We start from the raw sequence: 16,200 nt of genomic DNA on the forward strand, positions 1-16,200 counted from the left end.
GTTGATCGAATCGAGGACGGCGAGATCGCCGTCATCTTGCTGGAAGAGGACGAGCAGGTGATCGAGCAAGTGGATGTCCCTGCTGAGCGACTCCCAGAGCCCGCTCGAACGGACGGTGGCGTGCTGTCGGTGACAATCAAGGACAGTGAGATTGTGTCGATGGAGTACCGACCGGACGCAACACGAGAACGCCGTGAATCTGTTCAGGAGAAATTGGATCGATTGTCCGAGCGGTTGTCCGATCGTGAGGAATGAGTTGACTACTTGTTGACGGACAGAGTGTACAGTAGCGGGTATTTTTGGTTCTCTCTGTGTCTACTGTACTGTTACGGAGAATCAAGGAGAAAGCCTTGCCCTCCAAGGGCATGGCGAGAGCGATCGGCGTCACCTTTGTATACTCACTAATTGTGATATCGAACCTAAACTGTCCAGGCCCCTCGTTTTGTCACGTTGCGACTCCTATCGAGCTAATCAAGTATTCAAACGTTATGCAGACCACTCATGAGAAGTACAGGTGGTGTACTTAGCACCTAGTTTGATACTGGGAACGTGAGAGAAGCAACAACACAGAAACACTCATTGTTGTCATCAATGACTACGGACTGGACAACATCTTCATCTTCTGACGCTCGCCTTTCAGATTCTTAATAATGGCTGTCTAACTTGAAAGGGGTACTAGTATTGGCTACTGTCGCGTGAAATCCATTGTGATTGCGGCTGCGAGGGCAATTTGATTGTTTGAATCTACTGTTGTTCCGGGTTGTAGTGGCACGATTTCAGCGGTGATACCGGCTTGAGAGAGCTGAGCAGTAAGTTCTGTTCCAGAGATAAACAGCCATGGAGCTGTCCCCAAATCAACTCCGGTCGCACTCGTGTCCATGGCAGGGTTCTCTTCCTCGAATTTGTTACTTCCATTAGGATTCATTTCTATTAGAACTCCAGAGAGTGTGTTTCCCTGGATATGAAGCTCCCATAACATAAACACGCTGGGTTCTGGATGGTCTTCTGTTATATATGTTTCAGCAGAAGTAATAGTGAATTCACCGGGAGAATACCCACGTGCTGGATCAGTCGGCGTGGCTGCGAAAAAATGGACGGGGTTAGATTCGGTAGTTTGGGCACTGGAGTGAGGAGCCTCAATCGTGATTGTTGCAGGGACCTCATGAGTTGCGAGCGGAGAGTATTCGCTAATTTGATCTCCATTGTAGTAAGCATCGAGTGTTGTTACTTGTGCGGTCCCGCCATAGGTTCCATGCCACTGCTCGGCATCTAATTGACTGGATTCGGAACCCAAGCAACCTGCGAGCAGTCCAAGAGATGCAAGACCGGTCGTCAACAGGTACTCACGGCGGTTCATAGCTATAAATAATACTTGTCAGACAATAAATTATTCTGCAGAAGAAAATGAAGATGAATATTTCGAGATGGTCGACACTGCTAGATTGAGTTCTTCTGATTAAGTGCTTCGACTGGCGGTTGATTGTCGAGTGCTTGTTTTCTTGCTCAAGTTCTTCGACCCGCTGCTCAAGTTGAACAACCGAAAAATAGCTCTTTTTGATGAAATCGTCTGCGTTCACAGACTCCACCAACCAGTTATGACAGCAGAGGCAACGGGATGGGCTCCGCAGCAGAGCCCTGAAAGCCGTATTCGATGTCTGCTTCCTGCTCATATCGCGTCCGTTGAACGCTTCCTACGAGACAGTACCCAAATCAGTTCGGGCTAAACACATACGATTTCTCTAAATCACGACACGAAGTAAGATGAAACTAATTACACCAGCGACAATCACGATTGGACTGGTTGCCATCAGGCCAAATAGTGGCGGCAGGACCCCATATATCCACGCCACTGATACGATGACGACTATACTGATAATGGCCGTCTCGACGCCTGCGATTGCGCCAAGGATTCGCCACATCCATACGACGAACCAGAGAGCGACGACTGTCCCAATGACAAGAGCAGCAAAACTGAGCATGGTCACTCGAGCGGGCCAGGAGTACCGACATCGGCCTCAAGGAGCGATAGAACATCCTCAACGCTCATCGTCGCCCCCTCATCACCGCTGGTGTCATCCACCGTGGCCACGATGGCGTTCTCGAGTTCGTCGAGGCGATCAGTAACCTGCTCTAAGTTCAACACCCGTGGAGCCAGCGTTAAGTACGTAGTGCCCTCTCGTTCGTAACGATCGTCTTTGGTCATCGTCGGGAGCGGAGGATTATCGTCCTCGGATCGATTGTCACCGTCCTGATCCACCTGGATGTGACCAAGTCCTGCGACGGTGACCGGCGTCTCAAGGTCCAGCGTCCCATTGACAATAGCCTGTGGTAGGATCAACGTCGTATCCTCGAGAATTGTGTCGCCGCTGCTCCGGACAGTGTAACAAAGCGAGTTTTCTATCGTAAGCTCTCGATCTGCAGTCGTAATCCCGAGAACAACGCAGTTTTCTAGTATCACGTTCATACCGACGACGTTTCCGCGGACGACACAATCTGTGAGACGAATCCGCTTGCCAGTGATCGTGCCTTCAACGCGGGCAGTCTCGGCGAAGACTCGACCAGGGGTACCAATCTCGCCAGTAACGCGGCTATCAGTTACCTCGACGGATCCTGATCCCATGACCGATCCCTCGACGACGGCGTCAGAGTGGATTTCGACGGTTTCGCCGTAGATACTTCCCTGTACGGTCGATCCGTCACGGACGCGGACCGGACGGTCGATCTCCGCCTGTTCGGTTGGAATTATCTTCCCGTCGTATGTCTCGTTGGCTTCGACGACTGCTCGAGTGGTCTCGATCTGGGCCATCAGTTGTCACCACCCTCTGTCCGAACCGGGATATGACCGTCGTCGGGTATCGCTGCCATTACCGCGTCTTCATAAGAAAGTCCGAGCAGCGAGGATTCGCCGTGCGTCGACGCGGTCGACTGTAGCGTTTCCAGCGAGAGTGACGACTCGGTGTTGGTAGTATCGAGTTCTCGGGAGTCGCTGATCAAGTCCTCGATACCCGGTAATGGCGACAATGAGACTGGACACCACTCTGTTCCGTCGTCAGATGAGAGCCGGGAAGGAACGACTGTTGTCCGCTGGGAGACGCCATCGACCTCGTATTCAACGACATAGTAGGGAAGTTGTAGCGGTTCGGTTCCATCGCCATCGACTGGAACATCGTCGGGATCAAAGCGGTGTTCATCGATCGACTCGATTAGCTCCTCATGGCGGTCCACGTAATCGGTGATATGCTGGGCCATCTCGTCAGTAGTCTCCCGAAGTCGTCCCTCTCGCTCCTCTCGCACCGTTTCATTGTGTGCTTGGAGGACGTGCCAGGCACTGGTCACTTGTTGTGTAAAGGGTTCTTCGACCCCCTCCTCGAACTCCTGTTCGTTTATTTCGAAGATATGTGAACCGAGGTCACGGATGCGCTCACCTGCCATCTCGTCGAGTTCCTCGTGTTTGCGCTGGTAGCGCTCCTCGATGTTTTCGAGGCGATCCTGTAGCTCAGATCTCTCCGCAGACATCCGCTCGTGTTCGGCTTCCAGTTGCGGTTTGACTGAGCGCACCTCCATCATATGCTCCATCAGCTTGAGTTCAGCTTGGGCCCGAATATTCTCATGGATCGCCTCGCGAATCTCGGTAGTCCCCTCAACGATGGCATCGCGGACCTGTTCGACCACTCCCTTGAGCGAGGTTACAGCCTGTTCGACTTTTCCGACGGCTTCTTGATTTTTCAGCAGCACCTCGTGGAGGTCGTCATTTCCGGCCATCAGTTCTCGCCTCCGTCGGTCCGAACCGACGCTCGTGTGAGTCGGTCCTTCTTCATTTTCATCTGGTTAATCCGACCTGGGATGTAGGTTCTCCCCCGTGTTTTCAGCATCCAGTTTTCCCGATGGTGGCGCTTTTCGACCGACATCTCGGCTTCGTGCAACTCTGCACTCTTTTCCATTTCGGCCTGCTTACGGGCGGTTTGGAGCTTCTGTTGGGCTGCAAATTTTTCAGCATCCCGGCGACGTTCTTCTTCCCGAAGCAGTTCGGCTTTCTCCTTCGCTGCCTGTTCGGACTCGGCGAGTCGCTTCTGTTGTTCGTTTTGCATTCTCTCCAGTATCTCCGATGTTCGCTGGTCAATCTGGTCGAAACTCTCTTCAACGTCTCGTCGGAATTCGCGCTTTCGCTCCTCGTTGATTCGGTCGTACTTCACCATGAGTGAGCCGATTTCCTCAACCGTTCCTTCGGCGGCTTTCGCCTGCGTCTTGAGGTCACGGATGCGCGACCGCAAGTCTTTGATGCGATCCGTAGCCGATCGGATCTCCTCGCTGCGTTGTTCGAACTCCCGTTCTTGGAGTTCCCGCTTTTGATCCTCAACCTTCTCATAAATCTCTCGGCGTTCGTCGTCCTTTTCAATCCAGAGTTGATCCCAGACTGGATTGACCACGTCGTCTTTAATGCGGTGTCGCGGGACGATATCTTCTGTCTCACGATAACTCCGGCACGTCTCACAGTACCACTCGCCGGAATCCAGATCAGACATCGTTGTCTTGGACTCGACGTCATCGGCCAGACAGTCAGGACAGTAGAAGTTGTAACTCACTAAACCGAATGAGTCGGCAGCCGTCCCAACATGGTCGTTCAACAGGTCGATCGCCGTCTCCTGCATCCCTGAGAGATCGTCTACTAACTGTTGACTCTTATTAGACACAGCCTCAAGTTTGGCCTCGTCATCATCGGCGGCAGCTATCTGGTTCAATTGCGCCAGCGATTCGATGTCATTCTGTGCCTCGTCAACGGTCACTTCAACGTTGACGTCGACTGAGTCCTGTCCGTCGTCGACCAAGTCAGTGACAGAAGTGATGCCATTGGCCGCAGGATTGTCTGTGTGTAGGACTGGCATCTCGAGTGTGTGACGTTCTGCGTCGTCGATTTCGGAGCGGACGCGTTCCAATGTGTCCATAAACGTCCGTTCGATGTTCTCCTCGGTCGGCATGACAACCGGGAACTCCTCAAGTTCGTCGAGTTGCTCGGCGGCGTTACCGATCATCTCTTCGTCCGCAAGACGTTCAATCTCGAATGACGTATGGTCGATCGACTCGGTTGCGTCGTAAACGACGACGCCCGCGTCGTCCGAAATGCAATATCCTGTCCAGTACGCCTTGTCGATGCCCGTCACCGTGACGTCTGGCTCGCGACTGTTTACGTAGACGTACCCGCCGCCAGCGACGGCAATCCCACCGAGGAGCAACAGGATGGGAAGGTTACCGCTTACATCGATTGCGAGTGCAACAATACTAAGCGCGACCCCGATCATGCCAACACCGACGACCTGTCGGAGCATTGTCTGTTGCTGTTTAAGATGATCCGACAGTGGGTCCATAAGAGCCTCGGAGACTGCAACCGCGAGAGCTTGATCTTCGTCCACTGGTGTGTCGCTCTTAAATACGACATCGGTTACACGCATGCGTCTCCCCCTTGGTTAGTCTCCCTACAAGTTATCTTTAAAGAAACTCTTCTCAAACAGATAGTCTCTATATGTGACATTCATCCGCTAGATACAACCAATCAAATATAAATGTATTTGTAGCCGAAATACTTGAGAGTCTAACAATGGCAGCACCGGTGACATTCAAATTCGAACGTCAGAAGCGGGCTTAACGAGGTATATATGGAATGAGAAATGGGACAGGAACGGACTCCTTTTGATCGCTTCAACACTAACAATTGTACGTATACTTATCAGCAGATTTGGCTCTCGTCATTTATAATTCATCCAGAATGTGTCTTTACCACTCACAAGTGCTATCTGGGAAATATTTATTATGCTACAACTCTGGATTCGGCTTCCTTGAGAGATCGGTCTCGCCGATTGTAGATTCCATGGGCAGTTGATCGGTTTACGCTCGTTTCGTCGGCGATCTCCCGCCACGATCAGTTGGCTTTTCGAAATCGAATTATCTTGAGTGCAGTCGCGAATTCCTCGCTCTAGCGGTCAGCAACCCACCGCCTTCCTTCGGCCGTATTTAATCGCATGACGGGATCGGAATTTCCTGTTTTGCAGCCTTCTTGATGTGAGCGTGTCATAGAAGTCAACTCATAGTTTAAATACTGTGGCATTGTGTCTGCTCCGCGTATAAAATGGTACCAATGGTTATGGGGCTATCACTCCCCGACAGGAGTATCCCCTGACGCGTTAAGCCGATGCGTCAGGGTTGGACGACCCGCTAACGTCGCTGTCTGCCGGGAGGTTCTCCACGGAGACAGCGAAGCTGGTTTCTTCGACAGTGATGGCCGGGTGCCCATCAGATTGCACGAGGACATTGTGCGGGATCGAATCTGCTGTCACATCGAACCCACTTGGCGCGGCACTCTTCGCGATGTGTCCCTCGTACTCGTTGTACATCGCCAGCGGCGTGTACTCGTCATTCGTATGGAGGGTAACGGTGTACCGAAGGTTCACCGTGGTTGCGTCTGTGGAATCGTCTTCAGCCGTGTAGAAGTCGGAAATGTGCGAGGCAGCACCGTAGTACCCGAATTTCCACCCATCACCATCGTCCGTGTGGTTAACGATCTCCGAGAAGTCAGTGGGTCTTCCGACACTCGTTCCCTCGAGGTAGGTGTCTTCGGTTACGCTCTCTTCCGCAGAGTTAGCGACCGCTTCGTAGTCAGGAACACCGATTTCGTTAGCGACCTGAATCGGGAACCGATGGCCATCTGCATACGGTCTGTTACCGCTTCCGGCACCACGAACGCCGAAGACACGCGTTCCCAGGTTGACGCCACTGTTGCTGAGTCCTTCGTCGTTGCTGTCATCGTACCACGGAGTGGTGCGGAACACCGGCATATAGTCACTTCCACTGGCAGCTGCTTCCACAAGCACGCGTGCACGACTCACTGTCTCGTCGAAGTTCTGCCAACTCAGAGTGAGGTCCGGTTCGATTGTGACCTCGCTGAGTGTACCGTCCTCCGTCGAAACGGTTTCTGGGTTGGTGGCCGAAATGTTCACGTCGGAACTGGCCGCTGCACTCGAGCTGAAGAGTGCAGCACCCCCAATAGCTGCTGCTCCCATACCGCCTGCGCCTGCGATGAATTTGCGTCGATTCATAGTATGACTGGTTGCTATTGCCTCTCTCCCTCTGACAGGGTTGTTGGCACCCACGCTTTCATGCTCATTCAAGCGCGGTAACCAGTCAATTTACGTCACATATAATTGTTATTCACTTTATTCTGCGTGTATATGTATGCCTGAGGACGATTAATACGATATTTCATCAAGATAGACACTCACTTATTAGAGAATACGATCCCGTGAAGCAGTTGGTGAGTCAGAGAACGGTCCCGACGATTCCTTTGAGTGCTTCTCACGTATTGAGCGTTCGACCCACCGTGTTGATCGCGCTCAGACTCGTGGCACATTCGCGCTCTGTATTCATTACGGCTCCCTGGGAATAATCTAAACCTGATAGAAACTCCAGTGCGCACTTCTCAGATCAAGGGGCTGACCACACGCGAGCCGTTTTGAACTCGAGCAGGGCGGTTTCCGAACCCCGATATCACAGTCCATCGACCGCGAGGATCAGTCGGCCACTGCCGACGTCGCCGCGGCTTCGATTGACTGTTGTGCGAGTTCCGGCCCCATCTGAATGCGTTTTTCCGGTTGCGTTTGCCGCTCACCATCTGTGAGCCGGCCGGCGATTTCGATCCATGGCGCATAGGCATCGATCTCGAGCAATGCCCACGGGTCCTGTGGCTCAAAGAGCACGCCACCGATTGGATCACTAGGATCTCCGTAGCGGGCCGGCGGCAGCGTCGAGACGAGCAGCGGGTCGACGGCATCGAGGAGCAGACTCGCCGTCTCGGTGGTCGTTGCCGGGGCAACCGGCTGTTTGCGTTCGGAAGCTGTTGGGAACGAGAGCGCCAATCGGTAGCCGGCAGCGCCGATTCGAACGATGTCGAACGCCGCGAGTTTGTCAGCGTGATTGCGGACCGTTCGGGCAGAGACGTCAGCTCGATCGGCGACGATTTTCTGGGCGAGTGGTTCCGATGCCGCCAGCAGCGCCGCGATGATCTTTCCGACCGATCGCGGTAACTCCGGGACGAGCGCTGTTGGATCAAGTCCACGCAACGCCACGCGGAGTTCGTCCGGGCGGATCTCTCGACGGTGATCTTCGGGCTCAAGTCGGGTATTCAGGACATGTGCGACGTCATGCGGCGTCGCGACGAGCCCGTACAGCACCGAGACAGCTTGGTGAGTCGTTGCGATGTTCTTCTGCTCGAGGATCCGTGAGATCGTCCGTTCGAAGTCCGTCCGGTCGACGTCCCGAACCGTGATATCGATCCCGAACTCCGGCGCGTCGTCAACGAGCTCACGAGGTGCCTCGAGGTGGTACTCGAGATCCTCACGGAAGCGGTGGATGTCCGGGCCGCGGATCACGAACGAACCGATCAGGGTGCCCGTCGGATCGGCCGCGTCGACGGCCGGTGACAGCAGCGGATCGTCACAGTTCGGGACGTCGAACAACTGTCGATAGGGAGCGAACGTGCCATACCGCGACTGGATCGCCGCCGAGATGCCGAGCGACTTCGCTAACGGTTTGAGGTGTTTCTCGAGGTTCGCACCTTGAGGGACGCGGATCTCGCGGATAACGTCCGTCCCGACGAGATCGAGTAAGTGTACGATCGAGCCAGCCAGTCCGTGTGCTAGCCGCATGATACTCGAGCGGAAGGCACAGCGATCCTCGTAGTCCTGGTGGTGAAGTTTCGTCGTCATCTCCGCGATGTCTTCGCCCCACTCGACGAGATCATCGCGAAGGACCTGTGGATCGGCAAGCGCCTCACTCGAGAGAGCACCGATGTTCCGGGCGTCGCGAAGGATAGCCGGCGGATCGTCGATAGTCTCGAGACGATCGGTCGGCAGGGCACGGTCAATAAACCGTGGGCTCGCTAACGCCAGTGCAATGTTCACTGTGTACGGCAGCGGTTCGGCTGCCCGTACGGCTACAACTGCCTCTTCGCGTTCATTGTTGTAGCTTACTAGCCGTACCTTCCCGTCGTCCCCGCTTTGCCCTTCTATACTGCCATTTACCATGGTTACAGCCCCGGTGCGTCCACATGCGGCAGCTGCAGCATGGGTGTCGCTGTTGGCGTAGCGGGTTCGATAGGGGAGAGTCTCCTGTGATCGGTCGGCATCGTCCTCTCCTCCACCCACTCCCTCACGCGGGGTTACACGGCACTGTAGATGAGATTTTCCGGTCGCAAAATCAAAATCCGAAAACGACTGTTGACGGCCGTGTTCACGGTCGAACGTCTCGAGTACGCGTTCGCCAGCCTCGAGCAACTGAATCATCTGGTCACCGTTCGGCCCGTAAATCTCGACCAGTCCGAGGTCAGTCAGCGAGTCGTCGTCAGTTCGAAGGATCTGGGAGATGCGCTGGGAACTCACGTCGTGCGTGCTCTCGAGGGCATGACGCGACAGCACACCGTCGGGAGTGTCGGTCAGATCTCGGAGAATCGTGACTGCACGATCGCTTGGATTCAGCGCAGCCAGGGCACGCTCACTCAGATCTCCGAGTCGGCTGTCTCCACGGTGTCGATTGCACCAATTGCTAACGCCGGGGAGATCGAGTCGGTGCCGATCGGCCAGCGTTCGCAGCGTCGAACTGTGGCCGACGATCTGGATGTCAAGTGAGGCTGCCAACACGGCCAGCAGGTCACAGACGTCGACACACTGGTCGCGACGAGTCTGTTTTGGATCGACAAATGCATCGCGCACGACAACGGTGACTGTCTCCGTGTGCTCGAGGCCACTGAACAGGCTGGCAACGGCCAACAGATCCTCAACAGCTGCGAGTGGATTCTCGGCGAGTTCGGGAACAAGGTCGCTGACCACAGTCCAGACGTCGCCCGTGTTGCCCTTCGCAGCGTTCGCGATGGGAGTTCGAAGCCAGAACGGCACGCCGTGGGCCTCGAGTTCGTCGTAACAGTCCTCGTGGTCCAGTCCACCGAACAACCCACCAAGCGCGTGTGCGAGGGCGTATTGCAACGCGGGGCTGGCCATGAGATCCTGCCAGACATCGGTGACCGTGACGTCGCCGATCTCGACGACTGCGGCCGTGTCGATTGGTCTGGTGTCGGTGACCGACACGTCGCCGGTTGGCAGCTCGTTGCGATCGGGTCGGTCGGCCCATCCCTCGAGGGCGTCGTCAACGTACTCGCGGTAGATATCAGCATCCGAATTATGAAGCGACACCTCATTTTCGAACGCGTCGAAGCCGATGCCGCTGTACTCCTCGGCCCACTCTTCGAACTTTCGTCGCTCGGGCTCGAGCACTGTCTTCGCGAGTGTCTCGTATCGGTCGCTCCCGATCGGGGAGAGATCCATTTTTTCGGCATCGAGCGTGAGTGAGTCAATCTGGGACTCGACTTCGACAGCTTGGTCGGCGTACTGGCCACAGTCTTCGGTGAACGTCTCGTAGATCTCGGCTTTGCCGGCTTCGGCGGCTTCGATCCGTGACCGGAGTTCGGATGCACCGGCGAGCGTCTCCTGTGACCCACGGAGTCTTACACTGTCTGTGGTGTGTTCAGTTCCACAGTGTGGGCACGAAACCGACTCTCGAGTCCGCCATCCGCTTTCTTGAATCCACGTGTTCGTACACGTCGAACAAGGCAGAATGTCGAACCCGCTCATCAGTCCGCCTCCGTGCCGGTCGCTATTGCTGGTCCTAATCTGGCTGTCGTGTAGACAGCACTCTCCTCGCTACGTGTGTCTCGCGCGTTCATGCGTGTGTAACTCCGACCACAGAACGCGCACTCCCGACTTGCTGACAGGCAAGCAACTCGTAATGACGAGTCTCGCCAGTCTGCGTGGGGGAAAACTTAAGACCTAAGCCCGACAACAAAGGAGTAGCCAACTTCTTGCTGTCGGGGCTTCGGCCTCGCACCCTGCGGTCGATTTTCTTTAGCCGCGCATATCTGCAACGAACGAACCGACCGTTCTTAAATCTAGTTGGAACGTATGATGTTATTTTCATTCACTTCCCAGTGGATTGTGCTGGCAGTGTGCCAGTTGGCGGCTGCCCAAACAGCCGCTGATGTCTGTTTCACTCGCTGCCCAAACAGCGAGGAGTCGGTTCGTTGATCGCGCATCATCGGCGGACTGAGACCTCGAAGATGTTGAGTTCGGCACACACAGCTTCGATCCAGCCGGGCACGCGCTCAGGTGTTTCGCACACCGTGTTTCCGGTGGCGTAGACGGCGGTCAGTTCAGCACTGCTGCCTGCGCCCTCGATCGTCCAGCGATCGTCGCGACGCGCGAACTCGAGTGTGTATCTCGAGCGGTCGTCCGTGACGGCGAGTTCGACGGTCGTGCCCGCGGGCAGCTCGTCGACGAACATCGAGAGGTCGATCATGGTCGTGCGCTTGATGGCACGTGCCATGTCGGTCGTGTCTGATTGCGCGAATGCCTTATCAGGGGTGATGGACGGAGAGGTATTAGATACGGAGAGGGTGGTTTCCACCCGTTTCACCGTCGTAGTCTTGCGGCTTTGCGTCGTGGCGGGGTTGTCACGAACTGCTGGTCTGTCGGTAGACGTCGTGTCGCGCGCGGTGTCTGTCATGGCTGTTGTCCAGTGCTTGTCAACAGACTCGACACGCTCCAACAGGCTTGCTTCGGGCCTGTTTTCCAGACAGGTTGCCTGTTGAGAGAGTCGCATTTATTGATACTACTCTTGTTATCCCACCTTACTTAAATTTTGGCAGTATACACTGTCACAGTGGTACTGAATATGCCGAAGGAAAATTCATCACATAATATTATGATGGCTGCACAAAAACTTGGGAATGAATGCGAACCCGTGTTTCGTGGATGACTGGCAATGATGACTCTATCTTGGAATTTCTCCACGAGCGTGAGGTGACTCTCCCTCCAACTGGTTTGGAAATAAATCTGGAACGTGAAGGAATTTCGATTTCCTATTCCACGATCCACCGACGACTACAAAAACTCCAAGAGAAAGGATTAGTCAAAAAAATTGATGAACAGAAAGGATACTATGCGATCACCGACAAGGGCCGCGACTACCTCGAGGGTGATCTCGCCGCATCCGAGTTAGAAGACGACGGCGACGATGAGTGACGACCAAGTCCTAAGCGAAGAACCACTGCTCGAGGGCCAGTTCGTTTTTCCGAGTAGTGAAGACGAGAAGCCGTTCGTTCGACTCGAGAATACGAAAGCGACGACCACAGACGAAGATGGGGAGTCTCGAGTCCGAATGGAGGCACTGAGTAAGGGCGGCGGAAAAAATGCCGACGAAACTACTGATTGGTATTATATTCGACAATCTTATAGTCTGATAGAACAGTGATCAGATATGTATGATCTGACCGGTTTTCAGCGTGACCTGCTCTATGCTATTGCTGGCCAAGAGGAACCACATGGCCTCGCGATCAAAGAGGAACTTGAGAACTACTACGAGAAAGAGATCCACCATGGGCGGTTGTATCCAAACCTCGATACACTGGTCGACAAGGGTCTCGTCGAAAAGGGACAGGCTGATCGGCGAACGAACTTCTATATTATCACCCGACGTGGCGAACGCGAACTCGAGGCTCGTCGGTCTTGGGAGAACCAGTACGTCGGCGACCTATTTTCGGACACAGAACAATAACGCACAGTAGTGCGATCGACGTATCCGAGTTAGAAGACCCTGACAACGATGGCTGACGATCGAGTCCCACGCGAGGAACCGCTGCTCGAGGGCCAGCTCGTTTTCACCGGTCCGCGACTTTTGCCAGCAGTCTCGACAGACGCCGGTTGCAATACATCTGCATACACTGATCAAGTGGATCGCCACCATTCTACCTAGTTGGCCAACAAGTTAATGATAAAGCAGACGAACAGTTTAGCTGGCGATGGATCGTGTGCTGTCATTGTCGATAGTACTCGCACCTGAGACATTGTCCTCGCCACTGGTCGAGATCGGTCTCTGTCGACAACTTTGAGCTACAGACGATCTTTGACCGTCCCGTCCGTTGGGAATACCCACCACTACCATTCGTATTCCAGCGGAGGGGGCTCCACCTCGGCTTCTTGCCGAGCTTTCTAGACTGATGTTGTGGTTTATATACCAAAGCGGCGCAAGACGCGTCGATGTGTACGCAAAAACGTGATGACCTTTTAATCGCTGTTGCCTTGACCGAATTTTCAGTGCATTTTGAACAGATCGATCCTGAACTCTCAGAACGAGCTTGGCAACTGGCTGCCGATCGGCTTGTCGAGTACGACGTTGATCCTGAAGCGGCAGTTGCCACACTCGAGATTGGGGGCCCAAATCCACTATCTGAGAATTACTAGAGGCCAGCAAAGGCTTTCAAGGCGCTCTTGTTCGTCTACAAGAAGCTATAGAAAAAGAATAGAATCCCAGGAGAGCATAAACCGTCGATATGCTTAACCGATCACTGTCTGCTAGATCTAGAAAAGATGGAGAAATTGGCATTTCTCAGAGATGATAACGCTGTTTCGCCGGTAATCGGCGTTGTGTTACTTGTCGCTATCTCTGTCATGACTATGGCCCTTGTCGGATCTATTATTCTTAGTCAGGGTGGAATTATCCAACCTTCTCCGGATATTGATGTGGACTATATTCAGGAGAATGATGATGATAATGTTTCGGTGGTTGTCACATCGCTCATAGGTACTTCATCTGTTGACGAAGATAACTTCAAAATCCGAGTAGACGGGCACGAAGCTTGTGGTGAATGGGATAGTTCTAATGGGGTCGGCGTCGGTAACAGGATGAATATTACTGGATACGGTGATGGTGGTGGTGGTGGCTGTACAGATCTCGATAAGACAAATTCGATTACTGTGATTCTGGATGGGGGAGCTCAGTCGGAATTGATCAGCACCTACGATGTGCGCGAAGAAGCAGACGGAGGCAGTGGGGGTAGCACAGACACCGACGAGGACGGAGACGATGGGGGTAGCACAGACACCGACGAGGACGGAGACGATGGAGGTAGCACAGACACCGACGAGGATGGAGACGATGGAGGTAGCACAGACACCGACGAGGATGGAGACGATGGAGGTAGCACAGATGACGAAGCCGAACCAGCATTCGACAGTCTATCTGTTACAGTCACCGAAGAAGAACGAAACGGTAAGGGACAACCGAACCGAGTTGAGTCTGTTAGTATCGATTGGCAGATGGAAAATCCAGATGGTGAAGAGGCCATCCAGTTCGATTTCGAATTTGAGAAACATTCCACATCCAGTGAGGGAATCAGTCCTACAAAGGACAGGTATGAGATAGATGAAGATGATTGGGATCTGGGTTCAGGACAGTTGAATTTCCCACTGACGGTGACTGCTATTATTGACGGCGAAAAGCAGTGTGAACTAACATTCCAGAACGGAGGGGAACAAACCATCACACCGTGTGAATAACGGGGCGTCATCGCGCCGGTAGGCGTTATTTATGCATTTCCGTCCCTGTCCGGAAACTCGTGAGTTCGTCGATACGGTCCTCGAGGTCCTCAATTTCCTGACGTAGAGCTTGGGCCTCTTCACTTTCTGTCGCCGCGAGTTGCTCCTTGAGACCTTGCAGACGCGTTTCCTTGAGTTCCTCGTCTACCTCCGCCTTTCGGACGTATTCGCGTTCGTCGATTTCGTAGACGTCACTCTCGGCTAACTCTGTCACCTCCAGCGCGTCATCAACTTTCTCGCGATCCACACCCATAACGCGTTCACAGTCAATTCCAGCGTCTTCGAGCACTGCCAGGACCTCCTCGTCATCCTTGAGTGTGCGGTTACGTCGAGTCGTCCGCTGGACAGAGCCGAACGGACCATTGACTGGCTGATCGTGGTGGAGACGATTGAGGAGTACGTCGGCGACGTCTTGGCGGAGACCGTTGGCATTACGCTGGACGTCCGAGAGCAGGGTGTATAGATTGACCAGCGCCTCTGTTTCCATGTCCTCTAGCGTAGCTACGTCGTGACGTTCAAGCGCATCTACGAGCAGTAGCGCGTCGGCGTACACATCAAGATCGGGCTCTGTCCGGTCTTCAACTGTCGGCTCAGTCTCGGCCCCGAGCAGCTGTGTCGATGTCGGCCCATCTCTCTCGATGATCACGCCAGCATCCTCGTTGATTTCGAAGCGAGTATGGAGGCTCCACACCGCTGGGTACGGGTCAGCGTCAGGAGGGAGTCGGTCAAGTTCGAAACCATTTGGTGTATCGGTGATCCGCCGGTACAGTATCTCAAACTGGTCGCGCTGGAGTGGTCGCTTTTGATTTTTGCCCTCAAAGTTGATGATGACACGTTGCTCCTGTACGTCAGTGATCCGGAACTGATTGTGCGACAAGGGTGTGACGAGCGTCGCTCCGTTGGGGAGACTATCGAGTTCCTCGAGAAGCGTGTGCCAACTCACACTGAACGGCATATTAGATGAGTGGTGGTCGGGTGGCAAAACCGTGGTGGGATGTCTTCCGGTTGGCTGAAAGAGAGGGCGTTAACCCCCCTTCCTCAAGGAGCGAGCGTAGCGAGCGAGTAGGGAGGGGATACAGCGCCCGCACGAGTCACAAGCACCCGAATCAGCACGATTAAGACAGCCCAATTCATACGAGTTGACACGTCGTATGAAGTACAGCCCTCGCTATCGCTTACTCCCCACCACAGAGCAACGCGAAGCGATGGACTGGACACGAAACACCGTACGACAAACATACAATCACGCACTCCGCGAATTCAACCAGATACCCGAAGACGCAGGAACGCTCCGTCAACGCGTCTGGAGCGTCAGAGACACCCTCCCCACGATGAAAAACTGGTGGCCAGACCTCAAACAGGTCTACTCGACAGTCTTGCAGAAAGCTATCGAGCGCATCCGAGACAATATCGAAAGCCTCGGTAAACTCAAAGCCAAAGGCTACAATGTTGGGTCGCTGAACTGGAAGAAACCGCGTGAGTTCAGAAGTTTCACGTACCGGCAATCGGGCTTCGAACTCGACAAGAAGAGTGGTCCGAACAACCGAGGACTCCTCGTACTCAAGAAACTCAAAGGCGAAACCCGCGAAATCCCGATTCGCCTCCACCGCAACCTCCCAGACCACGAAACCATCAAGGAGGTCACGCTGAAGAAAGAGCCGACGGGCGCGTGGTACGTCTCATTCTGCATCAAAACCGACGAACCCGAAAAACTCGCGCCCGAAGACATCGA

At 54.1% G+C, this 16,200-nt stretch carries 15 protein-coding genes; 7 read left to right on the forward strand and 8 right to left on the reverse strand.

Translation table 11 applies throughout. From position 1 onward, the window contains the following. Positions 1–255, forward strand: a 255-nt coding sequence (locus BW940_RS19825) for a DUF3006 domain-containing protein (RefSeq protein ID WP_076610898.1), incomplete at its 5' end; no start/stop codon positions are given. 430 nt (positions 256–685) lie between these two features. On the opposite strand, the gene BW940_RS21325 is transcribed toward BW940_RS19825, so the two are convergent. The 7 genes from BW940_RS21325 to BW940_RS19865 all read right to left on the reverse strand — a co-directional run bounded on the left by BW940_RS21325 (position 686) and on the right by BW940_RS19865 (position 11,418). After that, the gene (locus BW940_RS21325; protein ID WP_143823968.1) at positions 686–1,357 is read right to left on the reverse strand and encodes a hypothetical protein; all 672 of its coding nucleotides are present in this window, start codon (positions 1,355–1,357) and stop codon (positions 686–688) included. A gap of 624 nt (positions 1,358–1,981) precedes the next feature. Further along, the gene (locus BW940_RS19840; RefSeq protein WP_076610901.1) at positions 1,982–2,806 is read right to left on the reverse strand and encodes a bactofilin family protein; all 825 of its coding nucleotides are present in this window, start codon (positions 2,804–2,806) and stop codon (positions 1,982–1,984) included. Next, positions 2,806–3,762, reverse strand: a complete 957-nt coding sequence (locus BW940_RS19845) for a hypothetical protein (RefSeq protein WP_076610902.1) — start codon at positions 3,760–3,762, stop codon at positions 2,806–2,808. Before BW940_RS19845 ends, BW940_RS19840 begins: the two co-directional genes overlap by 1 nt. Beyond that, positions 3,762–5,363, reverse strand: a complete 1,602-nt coding sequence (locus tag BW940_RS19850) for a hypothetical protein (protein ID WP_143823970.1) — start codon at positions 5,361–5,363, stop codon at positions 3,762–3,764. The genes BW940_RS19845 and BW940_RS19850 overlap by 1 nt, the downstream gene beginning before the upstream one ends. Before the next feature lie 813 nt (positions 5,364–6,176). Beyond that, positions 6,177–7,052: a hypothetical protein gene (locus tag BW940_RS19855; protein ID WP_076610904.1), complete on the reverse strand. Its 876-nt coding sequence runs from the start codon at positions 7,050–7,052 to the stop codon at positions 6,177–6,179. 507 nt (positions 7,053–7,559) lie between these two features. Then, positions 7,560–10,670, reverse strand: coding sequence for a DUF5817 domain-containing protein (locus BW940_RS19860; protein ID WP_076610905.1), 3,111 nt, complete (start codon positions 10,668–10,670; stop codon positions 7,560–7,562). Between the two features lie 457 nt (positions 10,671–11,127). Next, the gene (locus BW940_RS19865; protein ID WP_076610906.1) at positions 11,128–11,418 is read right to left on the reverse strand and encodes a hypothetical protein; all 291 of its coding nucleotides are present in this window, start codon (positions 11,416–11,418) and stop codon (positions 11,128–11,130) included. Between the two features lie 428 nt (positions 11,419–11,846). Here BW940_RS19865 and BW940_RS19870 point away from each other — a divergent pair, with 428 nt between their 5' ends. The 5 genes from BW940_RS19870 (at position 11,847) to BW940_RS19890 (ending at position 14,429) form a co-directional block, all read left to right on the forward strand. Beyond that, positions 11,847–12,116: a PadR family transcriptional regulator gene (locus BW940_RS19870; RefSeq protein WP_235847869.1), complete on the forward strand. Its 270-nt coding sequence runs from the start codon at positions 11,847–11,849 to the stop codon at positions 12,114–12,116. After that, complete coding sequence (locus BW940_RS19875; protein ID WP_076610908.1) at positions 12,109–12,345, forward strand: hypothetical protein; 237 nt, start codon at positions 12,109–12,111, stop codon at positions 12,343–12,345. Before BW940_RS19870 ends, BW940_RS19875 begins: the two co-directional genes overlap by 8 nt. A 6-nt stretch (positions 12,346–12,351) precedes the next feature. After that, a complete protein-coding gene (locus tag BW940_RS19880; protein WP_076610909.1) occupies positions 12,352–12,648 on the forward strand; it encodes a PadR family transcriptional regulator in 297 nt (98 codons plus the stop codon). A 482-nt stretch (positions 12,649–13,130) separates the two neighbouring features. Beyond that, positions 13,131–13,334 carry a hypothetical protein gene (locus tag BW940_RS22250; RefSeq protein ID WP_076610910.1) on the forward strand — a complete coding sequence of 68 codons (204 nt, stop codon included), beginning with the start codon at positions 13,131–13,133 and terminating at the stop codon, positions 13,332–13,334. Positions 13,335–13,460: 126 nt separating this feature from the next. Next, complete coding sequence (locus BW940_RS19890) at positions 13,461–14,429, forward strand: type IV pilin domain-containing protein (protein ID WP_076610911.1); 969 nt, start codon at positions 13,461–13,463, stop codon at positions 14,427–14,429. 25 nt (positions 14,430–14,454) lie between these two features. Here the strand turns inward: BW940_RS19890 and BW940_RS19895 are convergent, their stop codons facing one another. Next, positions 14,455–15,423, reverse strand: coding sequence for a hypothetical protein (locus tag BW940_RS19895; RefSeq protein ID WP_076610912.1), 969 nt, complete (start codon positions 15,421–15,423; stop codon positions 14,455–14,457). Between the two features lie 196 nt (positions 15,424–15,619). Here BW940_RS19895 and BW940_RS19900 point away from each other — a divergent pair. Next, positions 15,620–16,200: RNA-guided endonuclease InsQ/TnpB family protein (locus BW940_RS19900; protein ID WP_143823971.1), on the forward strand; the 581-nt coding region annotated here is incomplete at its 3' end.

It is taken from the genome of Natronorubrum thiooxidans (assembly GCF_900156475.1).
Taxonomy (GTDB): domain Archaea; phylum Halobacteriota; class Halobacteria; order Halobacteriales; family Natrialbaceae; genus Natronorubrum; species Natronorubrum thiooxidans.